At 66.5% G+C, this 18,083-nt stretch carries 11 protein-coding genes; 2 read left to right on the top strand and 9 right to left on the bottom strand.

All coding sequences use genetic code 11. From position 1 onward, the window contains the following. Positions 1–9: 9 nt before the first annotated feature. Positions 10–2,475 (bottom strand): GH92 family glycosyl hydrolase, encoded by a 2,466-nt coding sequence (locus ACSDHM_RS07795; RefSeq protein WP_439426842.1) that lies wholly within the window; start codon positions 2,473–2,475, stop codon positions 10–12. A 761-nt stretch (positions 2,476–3,236) separates the two neighbouring features. Between ACSDHM_RS07795 and ACSDHM_RS07790 the strand changes: the two genes are divergently transcribed. After that, on the top strand, positions 3,237–6,311 hold the full coding sequence (locus tag ACSDHM_RS07790; RefSeq protein ID WP_151354897.1) for a TonB-dependent receptor: 3,075 nt from the start codon (positions 3,237–3,239) through the stop codon (positions 6,309–6,311). 189 nt (positions 6,312–6,500) lie between these two features. Continuing rightward, positions 6,501–6,695 (top strand): heavy-metal-associated domain-containing protein, encoded by a 195-nt coding sequence (locus ACSDHM_RS07785; protein WP_049438338.1) that lies wholly within the window; start codon positions 6,501–6,503, stop codon positions 6,693–6,695. A gap of 77 nt (positions 6,696–6,772) precedes the next feature. Here the strand turns inward: ACSDHM_RS07785 and cueR are convergent, their stop codons facing one another. From cueR to ACSDHM_RS07745, 8 genes are all read right to left on the bottom strand, one after another. After that, positions 6,773–7,228, bottom strand: coding sequence for a Cu(I)-responsive transcriptional regulator (gene cueR / locus ACSDHM_RS07780; RefSeq protein WP_088497331.1), 456 nt, complete (start codon positions 7,226–7,228; stop codon positions 6,773–6,775). Between the two features lie 11 nt (positions 7,229–7,239). Beyond that, positions 7,240–9,741, bottom strand: coding sequence for a heavy metal translocating P-type ATPase (locus ACSDHM_RS07775; protein WP_439426841.1), 2,502 nt, complete (start codon positions 9,739–9,741; stop codon positions 7,240–7,242). Between the two features lie 161 nt (positions 9,742–9,902). Continuing rightward, positions 9,903–12,860 (bottom strand): TonB-dependent receptor plug domain-containing protein, encoded by a 2,958-nt coding sequence (locus tag ACSDHM_RS07770; protein ID WP_439426840.1) that lies wholly within the window; start codon positions 12,858–12,860, stop codon positions 9,903–9,905. A gap of 392 nt (positions 12,861–13,252) precedes the next feature. Continuing rightward, a complete protein-coding gene (locus ACSDHM_RS07765) occupies positions 13,253–13,990 on the bottom strand; it encodes a copper homeostasis protein CutC (protein ID WP_088497322.1) in 738 nt (245 codons plus the stop codon). Continuing rightward, a complete protein-coding gene (locus tag ACSDHM_RS07760; protein WP_072169076.1) occupies positions 13,987–14,985 on the bottom strand; it encodes a N(4)-(beta-N-acetylglucosaminyl)-L-asparaginase in 999 nt (332 codons plus the stop codon). Before ACSDHM_RS07760 ends, ACSDHM_RS07765 begins: the two co-directional genes overlap by 4 nt. 51 nt (positions 14,986–15,036) lie before the next feature. Next, entirely contained in the window at positions 15,037–16,059 is a 1,023-nt protein-coding gene (locus ACSDHM_RS07755; RefSeq protein ID WP_088497321.1) for a glucokinase, read from the bottom strand. An 84-nt stretch (positions 16,060–16,143) separates the two neighbouring features. After that, entirely contained in the window at positions 16,144–16,428 is a 285-nt protein-coding gene (locus ACSDHM_RS07750) for a hypothetical protein (RefSeq protein ID WP_005409434.1), read from the bottom strand. 35 nt (positions 16,429–16,463) lie between these two features. Beyond that, positions 16,464–18,053: a calcineurin-like phosphoesterase C-terminal domain-containing protein gene (locus ACSDHM_RS07745; protein WP_252744944.1), complete on the bottom strand. Its 1,590-nt coding sequence runs from the start codon at positions 18,051–18,053 to the stop codon at positions 16,464–16,466. Positions 18,054–18,083: the final 30 nt, after the last annotated feature.

Genomic DNA, 18,083 nt, shown 5'->3' with positions numbered 1-18,083 from the left:
CAGTCCGGCTCAGCGCAGCTGGCTGCCCGGTGCCGCGCACCAGGACACCGGCAGGTCCTTCACCGCCGTGCCCCAGCCCAGCTCCGGCGCCTTCGCGTCGAGTGCGAACTGCAGGCGCGGGCCCTGCTGCAGGCGGTCCCAGTCCAGCCACACCGGTGCATGCGGCTGGCCGTCGACCCGCACACCCTGCACGTACTGCAGGCGGCGGCCATCGGCACCCGGCGCGTCGATGCGCAGGGTCCGGCCATTGCCCATGTCCACTTCGACCTTGCTGAAGCGCGGCGTGTGCAGCAGGAACTGGCCGCTGCCCGGCACCGCCGGGTACACGCCGATGGCGCTGAACAGGTACCAGGCCGACATCGTGCCGAGGTCATCGTTGCCGGTCACGCCATTGGGGGCATTGGTGAACAACTGCTGCGCGGCACGCACCACGGCCGCGGTCTTCCACGGCTGGCCGATCAGCGTGTACAGCCACGGCGAGTGCAGGTCCGGCTCGTTGTTCGGGTTGTAGCGGAACTGGTTGTAGTAGCTGTACGGCCCGACCACCCACGCCTTGCGGGCGGCATTGAGCGGATCGGCCTGCAGCGCGTCCATCGCGAAGAACGCATCCAGGCGGCGACCGGCCTGTTCGCGGCCGTCCATCGCTTCGACCAGGCCCGGCACGTCCTGCTGCGCCAGCCACTGGTACTGCCACGCCGTGCCCTCATGGAAACCGTGGTGCGAACGCGGACTGTAGTGGCCATCGGCCGGCGTGTACCACTGGCCATCCTCGGTGCGCGGGCGCGGGAAGCCGGTGAAACCCGTCTCGGCATCGCGCACCTGCGGGTCCCACACCTTGCGCCAGTTGCGGCCACGCTCACGGAGTGTCGCCGCATCCTGCGCATGGCCCAGGCCATCGGCCATCTGCGAGAGCGCGCAGTCGGCCAGCGCATATTCCAGCGTGGCCGAACCACCATGGTGCGGATCGACATCCATGCCCTTGGACGGGAACGCGCGGTCGTAGGCCACATAGCCCTTGTCCAGGTAGGTCGGGTTGCCGGAGCGTCCGGCCATGCGCGAGTTCAGTGGTGGCGTGCCGAAGGCATTGCGGCGCAGTGCATCCCAGGCTTGCGATTCACGGCCCTTGAGCGCGCCGAAGCGCCACAGGTCGACCATGAACGGCGTGACCGGATCGCCGGTCATGATGTTGGTCTCGAAGTTGGCATAACCCCAGCGCGGCAGCCAACCGACCTGTTCGTCGATCGCCAGCAGGGTACGGCCGATGTCGCGCGCCACGTCCGGGCGGGTCAGCGCCAGCCACTGGTTCTGCGCGCGGTAGGTATCCCACAGCGAGAAGTACTGGTAATAGGTCCAGCCATCAGCGCGGTGGATACCGTCGTCATAACCACGGTAGCGGCCGTCGGCGTCGTTGCCGGTCATCGGCTGCAGCAGCGCGTGATAGACCGCGCTGTAGAACACGGTGCGGTCATCGGCGGTGCCGCCCTGCACGCGCACCCGGCCCAACTGCTCACGCCAGGCCTGCTGGGACAGCGCGCGCATGCGGTCGAAGCCGAGCAGCGCCCCACCCTGCATGCCCTCCGCGCGCAGGTTGGTGCGCGCGCCTTCGGCATCCACGTGCGAGATCGCGCTGACCGCTGTCACCGACTGGCCCTTGGCCAGGTCGAAGCTGAGCCAGGCACCGTTCGGCTTCTGCTCGCCTTCCATGCTGTGGCGCGCGCCCGGCAGGCCACCGCCCTCGCCCCAGGTGCCATGCGCCTTGAACGGACGGTCGAACTCGATGCGGAACCAGGTGGTGTACTGATGACCGCCGCAGAAACTCTTGGTGACCAGCTTGCCCTCGACCACGCGGTCGCCGACCACATCGACCACGCTGCCGATCACCGAATGGCGCTCGTTGGCCTGGCCGACGTTGACGAGGACGTGGCCATCGCCGCTGCGCTGGCTGAAGGTGTAGCGCTCGGCCGCGGCACGGGTACGCGCGGTCGCCTCGGCATCGATGCCACCGTAGCTGGTCAGGCGCACCTTGTAGTAGCCGGCCTGGCCGACCTCGCCATCGTGGGTGTAAGCCGACGCATAGGCCTTGTGGTCGAACTGCTTGGCATTGCCGGTATCGAAATCGCCACCCGGACCGATCGAGCCGGTCACCGGCAGCACCGACACCTGCCCGCCCTGTTCCCAGCAACCCGCGCCGGACAGGAAGGAGTGGCCGAACCCGCGGATCTTCTCGTCGTCATAGCGCCAGCCCGAGTAGTGGCTGCCGATCGGACTGACCTGGATCAGGCCGAACGGTGCCGACGCACCCGGGAACGTGTTGCCGTCGTCCTTGCTGCCGATGAAGGTGTTGACCTCGCGCTCCAGCGCTGCCGGGGCAGCCTGCAGCAGCACCGGCACTGACGACAGCGCGAGCAGGCAGGCCAGGCGCACCAGCGGGCGCGAGGACAATGGGACGGCGGGAGCGGACGGCACTGGGCGCATGTCGGGTTCCTGTAGTCGATGACGCGGAGGCAGACGGCCGGGGGCGTTCGGCACCGTTCCGCTGAGCCCTGCCCTGACCTGCAGAGAGCTCCCCCTGGAATGACGCCCGACCCACCAGACCGTGAATTTAGATCGATTCAAGTAGAGCATGCAGGTTCAGCCGAATGCATTCTGCGGCGCAGCATGAGATGGGGTGTTCGGCAGGGCTGCGCCCTGCACCTGCTACGAGCTGGAGCAACAGCAACCGCAACAGCAGAAGCAACAGCAGAAGCCGGTTTCCTGTGGGGAGTCGGGGTGGGTCCGGTTGCGGGGGACGCCGTAAACCCGTCCCCGCAGTCCGACACCGCCCCGCCAAGCCACAGACAACCCAGAGCCGCTTTGGCTTTGGCTTTGGCTGTTGCCGGCCAGCGGCCGGCACTACCGCGGGTGCAGGGCGCAGCCCTGCCGACCCACCCTCCCCTGCGCACGAAAACGATTTCACTGATTTCAGCAAACCGTCATCCCTTCGCCACGCCAGTACCATATTGCGCAGCAGCATGCGCCTGCGGGCGACCCGTGCTAAAAATCGCCCGCCCATCGCTTAGATCGATCCAAGACGACGCTGCGATGGCCGGGAGTTGGGGGAGCAGCAACAGGACGTACCAGGCCACGCGCGCGGCGCCACTGGCAGTTGCTTGGCGACAGCGACAAAGTCACTTCAAATTAGATCGATTCAAGTTGTCCGTGCCACGTCACCGGATCAATCCATGAGAGAGGGAGAGATGGGAATGAAGCATTCAACACGTACGCATGGCCAGGACGCATTGTCGTTGGCCATCGCGCTGGCCTTGGCCGCCGCCGTCATTCCGGGTGGCGCCGCCGCGCAACAGGCCGCTTCCACCGGCTCGCAGGACGCCACCACTCTGGACAGCGTCCAGGTCACCGGCTACCGCTACGCCATTGAAAAGAGCCTCGAGCAGAAGCGCGACGCCAACGCGGTGGTCGAGGTGATCACCGCCGAGGACGTCGGCAAGTTCCCCGACAAGAACGTGGCCGACGCACTGCAGCGCGTGCCCGGCGTGGTCATCACCCGCAGCGGCGGCGAAGGCAAAAGCGTCAGTGTGCGCGGCCTCGCGCCGGACCTGACCCTGACCCAGTTGAACGGCAACTTCGTCGCCTCGTCAGAGACCAACAACGAAGCGACACGCTCCTTCAACTACACCCTGCTGCCATCGAACATGTTGTCCAGCGCGGAGCTGTTCAAGTCGCCGGAAGCACGCATCGACGAAGGCGGCATCGGCGGCACGGTCATCCTGCATACCCGTCGCCCGCTGGACATGGAATCCAACTCCGGCTACGTGAACCTGGAGGGCACCACCTCCGATACCAGCCACGATGTCGATCCGCAGGCGTCCGCCCTGTACTCGTGGCACAGCAAGGATGAGCGCTTCGGCGTCCTCGTCGGCGTGACCCAGCAGAAGCGCACCACCCGCACCATGGAAGCCAGCACCGAGGACTACCAGTGGTACGGCAATGGCACCACGGCCCGCGATGCCAACGGCAACCTGCTGGAGCAGGATGGCATCCACTACTGGTGGGGCCAGTCCGGCTTCAACAACCAGGCTGGCAAGAACTACAGCGAATTCTTCATGCCGACCTCGGTGAACTTCGCGGTGAAGGAAGAGAAGCGCGAGCGCAAGGGCGGCCAGCTGACCTTCCAGTTCAAGCCGGTCGACAACGTCACGATGACAGCGAACTACTTCCGCTTCGAGTTGCAGGGTGACTACACCCAGAACATGCTGAAGGTGCCGGAGTGGAACCTGGCCCGCTACAACCAGGACGGCAACTGGGCCGGCGGCCGCCTGCTCAACGGCCTGGATTTCGACCCGAGTGGCAGCATCGTCACGGGTGCGCAGTACCAGAAGCTGGCCGGAAAGACCTATTACTGCAGTGAGGAAGAAGCAGCGGCAGCCGGCCTGGAACCCGGTGGCTGGGGCCCGGACGACTGCACCATCCCCACTCCGCAGCTCACCGGTGGATACAGCAAGGAAAAGGCACTGTCGCAGACCGCCGACCTGACCATCGACTGGGATATCAGCCCGCTGTGGAAGGCCTCGTTCACCGGCGGCCGCACCTGGTCCGAAGGTGGTCCGTCGATGAATTTCCGCATGTCGGCCAAGCCGCGCCGCAAGGTTGGCAACCAGTGGCAGTCCGGCAACCAGTACACCGCCTGGGACCTGACCGGCACGCCGTCGGTGCAGTTCTCGCCGGACCTGCAGCAGCAGTTGATGGCGGGCGTGGCCGAAGTCGATACCGGCTCGACCGATTCGTCGTGGATGCAGACCGAGGTCAAGCAGAACTACTTCCAGGCCGACGTCACCAAGCTGTTCGAGGCCGGCTGGCTGGATTCGATCCAGTTCGGCGCCAAGTACCGCGATGGCAAGGTCCACCGCAACACCGGCAACACCTATTGGGTGTGCCCGGGCCTGGATCCGTCCGACTATGACAACAATCGCTACCAGGCCGGCTGCGATCCGACCGCAGGCGATGCGCAACCGGGCTTCTTCCTGTCCAACCCGATCAGCAACATCACCGGCGCATTCAACGCCAACGTGTTCCCGGGCATCAACTACCCGGCCTACATCGACTACCTGAACAAGACCTACGGTGGCTCGCACAACCGTACCGAAGAAGACTTCGTCTACGACGTCAACGAGAAGATCCATTCCGGCTACTTCCAGGCCAACTTCCGCACTGAGCGGGTACGCGGCAACATCGGCGTGCGCGTGGTGCGGACCAAGCAGTTCGCCCAGTCCAGCGATTCGGTCGAGCGCTTCAACGACTATTTCGTCGACAACGCCAGCGGCGCGCCGATGAGCTGCGATGATCCGGCCGCCGACCCGAACCTGCGCTGCCAGGGTGGCTTCGTCCGCCTGCCCGACCCGCAGGTGCGCGACAAGGTGTATGCCCTGTCGTCGCTGGAAAAGACCTATACCGACGTGCTGCCCAGCTTCAACATTGCCTGGGACATCACCGACAACCTGGTGCTGCGTGGCGCGGCATCGAAGGTGGTCGCGCGCCCGAGCTACACCAGCATCGCCTATCCCGGTGGTCTGCGTTACATCAGCGAAGAGTACGCCAACGACCGCCGCGTCACCGGCGGCACCGACACGCCCGGCTGGTACGGCTCGGGCAGCAACAAGGCGCTGGAACCGTTCAAGGCGGTACAGTTCGACCTGGGCCTGGAGTGGTACTTCCAGCCGGGCGCGGTCGCAGGTGTTTCGGTGTTCCGCAAGAACGTGGACAACTTCACCGTGCCGGTGGTGCGCGACCAGCAGATGAACGTCGGCGGGCAGTCGGTCACCGTGCAGAAGTACGAGACCCAGGCCAATGGCCGCGATGGCGTGTCCCAGGGCGTGGAACTGTATGGCCAGTACACGTTCGACTTCGGACTGGGCGTGCAGGCCAACTACACCTACAACGACACCAACCTGGCCTCGATCGTGCTGGATGGCGAGGAAATCGGCTCCTCGCCGCTGGTCGGCAGTGCCAAGAACCAGGCCAACGTTACGGTGTTCTACGAGAACGACAAGTTCCTGGCGCGCGCCTCGTACAACCGTCGTGGTGAAGTGGTCGGCGGCCTGAACAATGGCATGACCACCTACACCAAGCCTTACAGCCAGCTTGACCTGAACGTGGCCTACAACCTCACTCCGGACTGGACGGTGACCGCCGCCGTACTGAACGCCACCAAGTCCGAGCTGCGCAGCTACATCGGCAACGACAGCCAGGCCCGCCTGCTGTCCAACCTGTACGCCGGCCGCCAGCTGTACTTCGGCGTGAACTGGAAGTTCTGAGGCAGCGCCGGGCCTGGCCCGGCGCAGTCTTGCCCGCCCCGGCGGGAATGGTCCTCCACGGCAGCCGCGCTGGTACAGGCGGCTGCCGTTTTCATGGGTGCCTGCGCCGCCGTTCAGCCACCTGCTTGACCCTGCCATCGTTGGAAGGTGCACACTGGTTTCATCTCACGAGCACCGAAGGAGCTACAGATGGAATTCCATGTTGACGGCATGACCTGCGGCGGCTGCGCGCGCAGCGTGACCCGCGCCATCCAGCAGATCGATCCGAACGCCAGTGTGGTGGCCGATCCGCCGACCGGCCTGGTCAAGGTGCAGACCACCGCATCACAGGAGCAGGTGTTCGCCGCGCTGAACGATGCGGGTTTCCCGCCGCGCACTGCCTGATCCCCTGGCCTCTGCCACAGCGAAGCCCGCCCCGTGCACTGTCACCGGGCGGGCTTTTTTGTACGCGACATGGAAACTCAGCGCTTGCGCGCGCGCCGCCGCACCGCGCCGGTCTTCGCTGCATCGACCGACAGCGGAGCCTCATCGTCTTCACCCAGCCGCTCCAGGATCGGGCACTCAGGGCGCTCGTCGCCTGCACAGCAACGGATCAGCGATTTCAGCGTGTCGGCCATCTGCCGCATGCTCTGGATGCGTTGTTCCAGGTCGGCGATGTGCTGCTCGGCCAGGTGCTTGACGTCGGCACTGTGCCGCGCGGTGTCGTTCCACAGGCCCAGCAGGTCACTGATTTCGGCCACCTGGAAGCCGAGATCGCGCGCGCGGCGGATGAAGCGCAGGCGATGGATGTCCGCCCGCGAATACGCCCGGTAGCCCGATTCGGTGCGATCGGCCGCGGGGATCAGGCCGATCTGTTCGTAGTAGCGGATCATCTTCGCCGACACGCTGGAGGCCTTGGCGGCGTCACCGATGTTCATGCGGTTCTCCTTCAATGGGTCGTGGCGTGGGCATCCGCCATCGGCGGCTGGAAGCGGCGCAGGCGCAGCGCGTTGCCCAGCACGAACACACTGGACAGCGCCATCGCACCGGCCGCGAACACCGGCGACAGCAGCACGCCCCAGGCCGGGTACAGCACGCCGGCCGCGACGGGAATCAATGCGGTGTTGTAGGCGAACGCCCAGAACAGGTTCTGCCGGATGTTGCCCAGCGTCGCCTTGGACAGCGCAATGGCATTGGGCACGCCCTGCAGGTTACCCGACATCAGCACCACGTCGGCCGACTCCACCGCGATATCGGTGCCGGTACCAATGGCCAGGCCGACATCGGCTTCAGCCAACGCAGGGGCATCGTTGATGCCGTCGCCGACGAAGGCGACGTGCCCATGCGTGGCCTTCAGCCGACGCACTGCCTCGACCTTGCCTTCCGGCAGCACCTCGGCCACCACTTCATCGATGCCGAGCTGGCGCGCGATCGCCTGCGCGGTCCCGGCGTTGTCGCCGGTGATCATCGCCACCTTCAGGCCCAACCGATGCAGCGCCGCGATCGCTGCCGGGGTGCTCGGCTTGATCGGATCGGATACCGCAATGATCGCGGCCAAGCGTCCATCGATGGCCACGTACATCGGTGACTTGCCCTGCGTGCCGAGTTCCGCCGCCAATGCTGCGAATGCAGTGATGTCCACGCCCAGGTCGCGCATGAAGCGATCGGCACCGACCTCCACGCGTGCACCCTCGACACTGGCCCGCACACCCATGCCGGTGACCGATTCGAAGTCGACCATGCCCGGCAACGTGATGCCCTGCCCGGTCGCGGCATCAACAATCGCGCGGGCGATGGGATGCTCCGAGCGCGACTCCACCGCGGCCACTGCCGCCAGAACCCTGTTGCGATCGAAGCCGGCAGCAATCTCCAGATCGGTCAGGCGCGGGCGGCCTTCGGTCAGCGTGCCGGTCTTGTCCACCGCCACCACCTGCGCGTCCTTCAGCAGCTGCAGGGCCTCGCCCTTGCGGAACAGCACGCCCATTTCGGCGCCACGACCGGTTCCGACCATGATCGAGGTCGGCGTGGCCAGGCCCATCGCGCACGGGCAGGCAATGATCAGTACCGCCACCGCATTGACCAGCGCGAAGCTCAGTGCCGGCGATGGTCCGAAGATCAACCAGACCGCGAAGGTCGCCAGCGCGGCCAGCATCACCGCCGGCACAAACCACAACGTGACCTTGTCGACCACCGCCTGGATCGGCAGCTTCGAGCCCTGCGCCTGTTCGACCATGCGGATGATCTGCGCCAGCAGGGTCTGCGCGCCCACGGCCGTGGCCCGCACCGTCAGTGCGCCCTTCTGGTTGACCGTGCCACCCACCACGCTGCTGCCCGGCAGCTTCTCGACCGGAATCGGCTCGCCGCTGATCATCGATTCATCGATGTAGCTGCGGCCCTCAACCACCTCGCCGTCGACCGGCACGCGCTCGCCCGGGCGCACTTCCACCAGGTCGCCGCTCTGCACTTCATTGACCGGGATTTCGACCGCGCGGCCGTCACGGATCACATGGGCCACCTTGGCCTGCAGGTTGACCAGGCGCTTGATCGCTTCGGAGGTGCGGCCCTTGGCCCGGGCCTCGAGGAAGCGGCCGAGCAGGATCAGCGCGACGATCACCGCCGCCGCTTCGTAGTAGACGTTCACCGTGCCCGGCGGCAGCAGCCGCGGTGCAAAGGTCGCTACCACCGAATAGCCGAACGCCGCGGCGGTGCCCACCGCCACCAGTGAATTCATGTCCGGGGCCAACCGCAGCAGCGCCGGGAAGCCCTTCTGGTAGAAGCGGCGCCCGGGGATGGCCAGCACCAGGAGCGTCAGCACGAACTGCAGGTACCAGCTGGCCTGCATGCCGAGGGTGGACATCACCCATGCGTGCATGCCGGGGATCAGGTGCGAACCCATTTCCAGTACGAACACCGGCAGTGCCAGCGCGGTGGCCACGATCAGGTCGCGCTTCAGTTCGGCGCGCTCGGCATCCTTCTTTTCCGCAGCCTGATCATCGGACTGCACACCCGCCTCGATCACACGTGCGTCATAGCCGGCCTTGTCGATCGCGGCGACCAGCGCAGCCACGTCCGCCATGCCACGCACCGTGGCGCGCTCGGTGGCCAGGTTGACGCTGGCCTGGCTGACGCCGGGCACGGCCAACAGCGCGCGTTCGACACGGCCCACGCAGGAAGCGCAGGTCATGCCTTCGACCGCCAGCTCGGTGGTCGCCACGGGCACGTCATAGCCCACCCGCTCCACTGCCTGGACAAGCGCCGCGCGATCCACCGGGCCCGACGGACGAATGTCCGCCCGCTCGGTGGCCAGGTTCACCGAGACACTGCCCACGCCCTCGACCTTGGACAGTGCTGCCTCGACCCGGCCCACGCAGCTGGCGCAGGTCATGCCCTCGATGGGCAGGCTGATGGTGGAGGGGCTGGCGGGGGCGGCAGCGGCGCGCGGCGTGCTCATGATCGGATTCCCGGGTTTCCTTCTGGATGCGGACAGGCTAAACCTTGCCATCGTGGGAAGGTCAAATCCAGCCTGTCCGCATGCCTGAAGGGAGCGCCGCCCCCGGCGTCCCGTTTCCGCATCCACGCATGGCGTGGATCCAGCGGCGGAGGTCGGTCTCCTCAGAAGGTGAACACATACTCCAATGCGAACTCGCGGCCGACCGCGCTCAGCAACCGGGTCGGGGCGAAGTCATAGTCCAGCTTGTACGGGTCCTTGTGGTTCCAGCTGGCCGAATTGAACACGTTGTTGACGTAGACATTGACCTTGGCGTGCTCGGTCACCTGGTAACCCACGTTGACGTTCCAGGTGATGAACGGGCCGACCCGGCCGAAGTAGCGCGAGGTCTGCTGGCCCGCGTTGGGGTTCGGGTTCACCGAGCCATCCGGCAGCTGTGCCGGTTCCAGGCAGTTCAGCGACGGGCTGTCACTGGGCACGTAGCCGTCGGCGAACGGCAGGCAGCCGCCGGGATTGTCCAGGCGGTCGGTGCCCCAGTGATAGCGCACGCCCGGCACCGAACCCACGCGGTCGGCATAGACGTTGGCGTTCCAGTTGCCGCGCTGCCAGGCCAGGCTCGCGCGCAGCTTGCTGCGCAGGTCCCGGTCGCGCCGTTCCGGGTTCGGGTCGTTGGCGTAGCGCTGTTCCTTGGTCGAGATCTGGTTGGTGTAGTTCAGGCCCAGCTGGAAGCTGCCCCACTGCGCGGTTTCCAGGCGATAGCGTGCAGTCAGGTCGATGCCGCGCACTTCCCGGCTGGCCAGGTTGAACGGGCCGCGCTCGATCGATACCAGGCGGCCGCTGCTGTCACGGTTCACGCGGGCCAGGATGCCGGCGCAATAGTCGCCACCGGCCGGATTGGCCCACGGCGTGCCATCGATGTTCTTGCCGGTCAGGCAGCCGGCCTCGCTGGCCAGCACCTCGTCGGCGCCGACGTCGACGATCATGTCTTCCAGCTTGATCGCCCAGTAGTCGGCGCTGAACGACAGGTTCGGCATCACGTCCCAGACGAAGCCGACCGTCCACGAATCGCCGGTTTCCGAACGCAGCAGCGGCGTGCCACGCCGGTTCACGTCGAAGGTGTACCAGACATCGGTGTTGCCCACGCCACAGTTGTTGACCAGGTAGGCACCGCTCTGGATGCAGCGCAGGCGGTCATAGGTCTGCACTTCGGAACTGCTCGGCTGGCCCAGCAGGTAGTGCATGTCCGGCGCGTGGAAACTGGTGGCATACGAGCCACGCACCAGCAGCGATTCGACCGGGCGCCATTCCAGGCCGACGTTCCAGGTGGTCTCCTTCTGGCTGCCGATATCCAGCGCTTCACTGCTGTCATCGGCCTTGTAGTTGCCATAGCGGTCGTAGCGGGCGGCGGCGGTGGCCGTCAAGCTCTCCAGCAGCGGGATCTTGAACTCGACGCCGGCCGAGTAACGGGTGCGCTCGCCGCCACCGCGATCGACGTTCTGCAGATCGAAGTCGATGCCGGCGCGCGGGTCCGGGCTGAGGTGATAGCCCTGCTGCGCGACTTCGGCCACGGCGGCGAACGAGATCGGGCCGGCCCAGCCCTGGAACAGCTCGCCGGTGATGTCCGCCGAGGCCTGGTTGACCCACGATGACGCGCGGTTCCTGGCGACCGTGCCCATCTGCCAGTACTGGTCCGGCGTGAGCGGATTCCACCAGCGCGATTCGTTCAACGCGTAGATCGCCTCGCCGTCGGCGGTGGTGCCCAGGCGCGGGCCGAGGAAGAAGTCGTACGACTTCTGCTCGTCCACCACGTTCTGCCGTTCTTCCACGCGATAGTAGGAACGCCCCACCGTGGCGCTCCAGTCGAAGCGGTCGGCAAGGCGGCCACGCAGGCCCGCGCTCCAGTCCCATGACAGCTCGCGGTTGGTGTTGCGCAGGGTGTCCAGGCCGCCGACTTCGTTCGGGGTGAACTGGCGCACGCCCAGGATCGGGCGGTTGCGGTTGGCATCCCAGTAATAGCCGTTGTCGTCGTCGATCAGCGAGACGCTGGGCGGGTTGGTGCCCCAGATCGCTTCGGAGCGGTACACCGCCAGGTTGGTCCAGGCCTGCAGGTCGCTGCTGAAATCGAAGGTGGCATACAGGTTGCCGGACACGTTCTCGGCACCACCGGTCAGCAGCCAGTTGGCGTAGTCGGCGCTCATGCCGCACAGGCGGCCGGTGTTGGTGATGGTGTTGGTAGCGTAGTTGTAGACCAGCCGATCGGCAGTGTAGTACTCGCCGTCGAACTTCTCGCAGGTGCCTGCAGGCGGTGCCAGGCGCTGGCCGTTGGTCGGGTCGATCAATGCCAGGCCCGAGGTGGGGCGGAAGCCGACCTTGCGCTGCTCCATGTTCCAGGAGGGATACGGTGCGTCGTCGGCGTCGTCCATCTGCGGTCGGTCGCGTCCGAACAGCGGATCGCGCTTGGTGTACTGCAGCGCGTAGGTCACGCTCCAGTTGTCGCCGGTCCTGCCGCCGGCCCAGGACAGGTCCCAGGTATCTCGCCCACCTTCGGTGGAGGTACCGCCACGCACGCGCACTTCGTCGCCGTCGTAGTTGGTCTTGAGGATGACGTTGACCACGCCGGCGATCGCATCCGAACCGTAGATCGCCGAGGCGCCGCCGGTCAGTACTTCGATGCGCTCGACCGCGGCAGCGGGAATGTTGCCGTAGTTGGAGAAGTTGGTTTCACCGCCATACGGCAGCGGGTAATCGGCCACGCGACGGCCGTTGACCAACAGCAGCGAGCGGTTCGGGCCCATGCCGCGCAGGTTCAGGCCACTGGCGTTGGGCGTGTGCGAGCCCCATTGCGAGGCGGCTTCAACGGTGCCGGTCGCTTCGGTGAGCGTCTTCAGCGCGTCATACACGCTGACGAAGCCCTCTTTCTGGATCTGCTGCGTGGTAATCACGTTGACCGGGGCCGGGCCTTCGACCGCGGCGCGCTTGATGCGCGAACCGGTAACGGTGACCGCATCCAAGTCCTTGGTGGACGAACTGGCCGCTTCCTGTGCACCCGCGGCCAGGGGCAACAGGGCCAGGACCAGTGCCTGGGACAGCAGGTGACGACGCTTGTGGACGATCTGAGCCATGGGTGGTTGCTCTTCGAAGATGTGGACGCACGGGCGGACGGTGGCGCGGCACTACGACGGATCCAGGCGCCTGGATCGGTTCACGACCGATATGGCACCTCCCCTGTGGATCGATCCAAACTAAAGCACAGCTGAACCACGCCGGGCATGCGGCGATGCAGCAACACCCTAGGCAATGCCGCTATCAGCCGCAGGTATCAAGAACAATCAAAGGGTTGCGAAACATCGCTGAGAGAACAGCGCACACGTCAATGACACGATCGCGACAACCGCGCGCGGAACGGTTTTGTCCGCGTCGTCGCGTGCGACTGTAGAGCCGAGCCCGTGCTCGGCTGATGTCGTTTGCCGCAAAGCGCAGCCGAGCGTTGGCTCGGCTCTACAGCAGAAGCGGGCTACCTTGCGCCGTCCAGCGCCTGCCGCAGCGCGGCCACGGTCGCGGTGGCGGTCTGGCTCCAGTCCGGGTCCAGGCCGCGCAAAGCCGGGTTCTGGAACTGCATCGCCGAGCGGCGCAGGCCCTTGGCCGAGGCGTGCAGTTCGGTGCAGCCGGTCCGTCGCGCAACGGCGGCGATGTTGGCCGGGCCCAGCCCGGCGCCGGCCATCACCGTGATACGTCCCGCCGCCTGGGTGACCAGACCCGCCAGCACATCGGCGCCGGCCTCTGCGCTGACCTGGCCGCCCGAGGTCAGCACGCGCTGGCAACCCAGTCCGATCACCTGCTCCAGCGCCGCCGGCAGATCGCGGGCCGCGTCGAAGGCACGATGGAAAGTCACCTGCAGCGGCCCGGCGGCCTGCACCAGTTCACGGCACAACGCCAGGTCGATACCGCCCTGCACATCCAGCGCACCGATCACCACGCCATCGCAGCCCAGCGCGCGGCACTGCGCGATGTCACGCAGCATCAGTTCGGTTTCCAATGCGTCGTAGTGGAAATCACCCGGGCGCGGGCGCACCAGCACGAACAGCGGAATCGACAGGCGTTCGCGGGCGATCGCGATGGTGGCAAACGACGGCGTGGTGCCACCCTCGGCCAGGTTCTCGAACAGTTCGATGCGGTCGGCACCGCCGGCCTGCGCGGCCAGCGCCGAGGCCAGCGAGTTGCTGGCGATCTCCAGGGTCAGCCGCGTGCTCACGCCTGAGTGCTCATGTAGATCGACGGCGAGTCGCGCAGGTCGTCCTGGCGCTGTCCATCGCACACGGCGTAGACGAAGCCGCGGTGCAACGCGTAGGCACCCACCTCGCCCTGCTTGTTCATGGCCAGGAAGCACACCTGCAATGTTCTGCTCGCTTCGGGGCGCTTGCGCACCACGCGGTCGATGGCTTCGCGGCAGGCCTGCGCGGGCGAGCGCCCTTGGCGCATCAGCTCGACCACCAGGAACGAGGCGGCGTTGCGGATCATCTCCTCACCCACGCCCGAAGCAGTGGCCGCGCCCACTTCGTTGTCGACATACAGGCCGGCGCCGATGATCGGGCTGTCGCCGACCCGGCCGTGCAGCTTCCAGGCCATGCCGCTGGTGGTGCAGGCACCTGCAAGATGGCCCTTGGCATCCAGCGCCAGCATGCCGATGGTGTCGTGGTTGTCGCTGTTGCCGGGAATACCACGGCGCTCGGCATTGATCTGCGGCTGGTACTTCTCGGTCTTCAGCCACTCGCGCCAGGCCGCTTCGGCCTGCGGCGTCAGCAGGTGCCTGCGTTCAAAGCCCTGCTGCACCGCGAACTGCTGCGCGCCCTCGCCCACCAGCAGCACGTGCGGGCTGTTTTCCATCACTTTGCGGGCCACCGACACCGGATGCAGGATGTCGACCAGCGCGGCCACCGCACCACAACGGCCATCGCCATCCATGATGCTGGCGTCCAGGCTCAGCACGCCGTCGCGATCCGGGTTGCCGCAATGGCCGACGGTGGGGTTGCACAACTCGCTCTCGGCCCAGCGTGCACCGGCTTCAACTGCATCCAGTGCGCTGCCACCCTGCGCCAGCACCTTCCACGCGGCCTGGTTGGCCGGCACGCCGAAGTCCCAGGTCGAAACCACCCTGGCCCCACCCTGCGTGCGCGCCTGCACGCCCGGCAAGGCCACCATGCCTGCGGCCAGTGCGCCGGCCTGCAGGAACTGCCTGCGATCCACCATCTTCCCCTCCCAGTCTGCAATACACGGCCGGCCCGATGCCGGCCACGCCGATCAGTCGTGCGTGGGCTGCCGTGCGGCGTACCAGACCGCTGCGCCGAGAACGCCCAGCTGGCCATGCTCCACGCGCCATACCGGCACCTGGCGCAGCACCTCGGTCAGCACGCCCTTGTTGAGGAAGCGCTCACGGAAGCGACCATCGGCCAGGAAATCCTGCACATGCGCGGAAATGCCCCCGGCCAGGTACACCGAACGCGCACCCACCGCGATCGCTGCGTCGCCTACCAGGCTGCCCAGCCAGGCACAGAACACCTGCAGCGTTTCCACCGCCAGCGCATCCTCACCGCTGCGCGCGGCACCGATCAGTGCCTCGGTACTGCTCCACACCGGAGTGACGCCGCGCAATTCGCACAGGCACGGATACAGGTTCATCAGGCCACTGCCGGACAGCACGCGCTCGTTGTCCACGTGCGGCCAGCGCTGCAGCAGCTTGTCCAGCACCTGCAGTTCCAGCGCGTTGCCGGCGCCGAGCGCGGCATGGCCGATCTCGCTGGCCAGCACCGGACGCTCGCCGTCGGCAAAGCGCAATGCTGCACCCAGACCGGTACCGGCGCCCAGCACCAGCGCCGGGAACGCCTGCGCCGGGTCAGCATCGCCATTGAGCGGCACCAGGGTGTCAGGCTGCAGGTAGGGAATGGCCAACGCCACCGCTTCAAAATCATTGATCAGCTGCAGCTCATGCAGCCCGGACTGCACCCGCGTGGCCGACAGCGAGACCGTCCACGGCAGGTTGGAATTGATCAGCACATCGCCATCGAGCAGGCCGGCGATGGCGACCACGGCGGCCTGTACCGGCTGGCCGAGGCCTGCGGTGAAATCAGCAAGGATCGCGGCCAGGCTGGGATGCTCGGCGCAGGCGTAGGTGCGATGGCTGCCCAGCAGTGGTGCCTGGCCGGGTTGCGTTTCAGCCAGCGCCAAACGGGCGAAAGTGCCGCCGACATCGGCGACAACGAGACTGCGCGGAAGACCGCCGCGGGCGGAGTCGGTGGAAACCGGGGACGCTGCTGCGATGGTCACGCTGGCCTGCTTGGATCGATTGAATCGCCCCGATTCTCAGGCATCGGAGCGGCTTTGCCTAGCGCGCCGGCGGTTCAGGTTGGCCTACATGCCTTCCTGTTCGGCTACCTGCACGCCATCAACCAGCACGCGCAGGCGCTGCGGGCGGAAGCCGGCGAACAACAGCGGCCGGGTGCGCTCGACCAGCACCTCATGGCCGGCGATGTGGCGCAGCCACGACTGTACCAGCGAGAACGAGAAGTGGGTGCCCGGATGCAGCGGATGCTGCACCCAGACCTTCTCGGTGGCGCTCTGCAGCAGCATCGCGCCGGTGAACCAGTGGCGGCTGAGGGTCACCGGCGTGGTGCCGGCCATGAAGCGGATATCCATGCGGGGTCCTTTCGCTGGAGAGGCCTTGCGGCGTGTCAGGGCTGGGCAGTCTGCAGGCTGTAGCGGGTGGTGGCGGTGAACACCACGCCATCGGGCTGGGTGGAGCGTACCTCTACCTTGTGGCTGCCCACGGCCAGGTCGGTCGGCAACGCCCCACGCCACAGGTGCGGCGAAGCGGTGGCCTCCGGCGAGCGGTCGTAGCCACGCAGGCTGTCAGCCAGATCGTCGGCCACGTTCTCTACCATCAGGCGCGGGTCGGGCTGGCTGACCTGCTTCATCGGCTGCCATGCGCCGCCATCAACGCGGTACTCGACCACGCTGGCGTCCTCGCCCATGTAGACGTTGGCGTACACACCCCACGCCGGATAGGCCCCCTGGCGCAGCACCTTCGGCGCATGCAGGCCGATCTGCTCGCTGGCCGGCTTGCCGGCCACCCGGTACTGCAGTCTGTAGCTGCCATTGGCGGCGATGTCCAGCAACGCGTAGCCCTTTGGCGTGCCATCACTCATGGTGCTGTCCGGCACGCCGGCGGCATCCTTCACCCCCGACCAGAACGCGCCGCAGTTGGCACCGACGTTGTATTCGTGCAGCGGCTTGTCACCGTTCCAGCCGTCGGCCTTGCCGTGGTAGACGTGCTGCTGGGTGTGGCTGTGGCCACTGAGCACCAGCACGTTGCGGAAGTCCTTCAGCAGGTCGAACAGGCGCTGGCGGTCAGCATGACGGAAGGTCTCGCGCCCCGGCGCGGCGTCGAACAGCGGGATGTGCATGCCCAGCACCAGCAGGCGGTCCTTGTGCAGGCCCTTCAGGTAGCTGGCAAGGAAAGCGAACTGGTCTTCGCGCAGGCCACCGACATACTTCGGCCTTGCGTTGGGGTCATACACCACGTCATCGAGGAACACGAAACTGGCACCGCCCTCTTCCACCGCGTAGGTATCCGGGCCGTAGATATTGCGCCAGCTGTCCAGCGAATGCTCATCGCTGGCGGCATCGAAATCGAGATCGTGATTGCCCGGCACATGGAACCACGGCACGCCCAGCGACGTAGTGACCTTGTTGATTGCCGGATACAGGGTCAGGTCATCGTTGACGATGTCACCCAAGGTGGTGCCCATGCGCGCCTTGGTCTGGCCGACCAGCGGCGACACGATCGACTGCTGGTAGTAGCCGATGTCCTTCAGGCTGGCGGTCTGGGAGTCGGTGAAGACCAGCATCTGGAAGCCGCGACGGCTGTCATGGCGATCCGGCTGCAGCGCGAAATCCCAGTTGCGGGTGACATCGCTGGTGGCGGCGATGCCGCCGTACTTCAGCGCCGGCGAGCCGTTCGGGCGGAAGTGGCGCCAGAACGAAGGCAGGCCGTCTGCCGCCTTCGGGAACGAATACGCATCGGGCTTGATCACGAACACGGTCTGGCCGTCGCGCACCGGCAGGCTGTAGCTGCCGTCGGCGGCGGTCTTGACGATGGCCTCGCCGTTGGAGACCTGCACCCCGGCCAGGCCCGGATCGGTCGCACCGCGGCCCGGCTTGCCGTCACGCTCCAGATAGACCTTGCCGGTGACCACGGTGTCCGCAGCCCAGGCCGGCGAGGTCAGCAACAGGCAGCACAGCCAGGCGGCAGGCAGTTTCATGGGAGAGATCCAGCAGAAAGAGACGCGGTA

Source organism: Stenotrophomonas sp. T8, assembly GCF_051853085.1.
Lineage (GTDB): Bacteria > Pseudomonadota > Gammaproteobacteria > Xanthomonadales > Xanthomonadaceae > Stenotrophomonas > Stenotrophomonas sepilia.
Note: the sequence above shows the minus strand (reverse complement) of the source record. Positions and strands in the feature narration are given on the sequence as shown.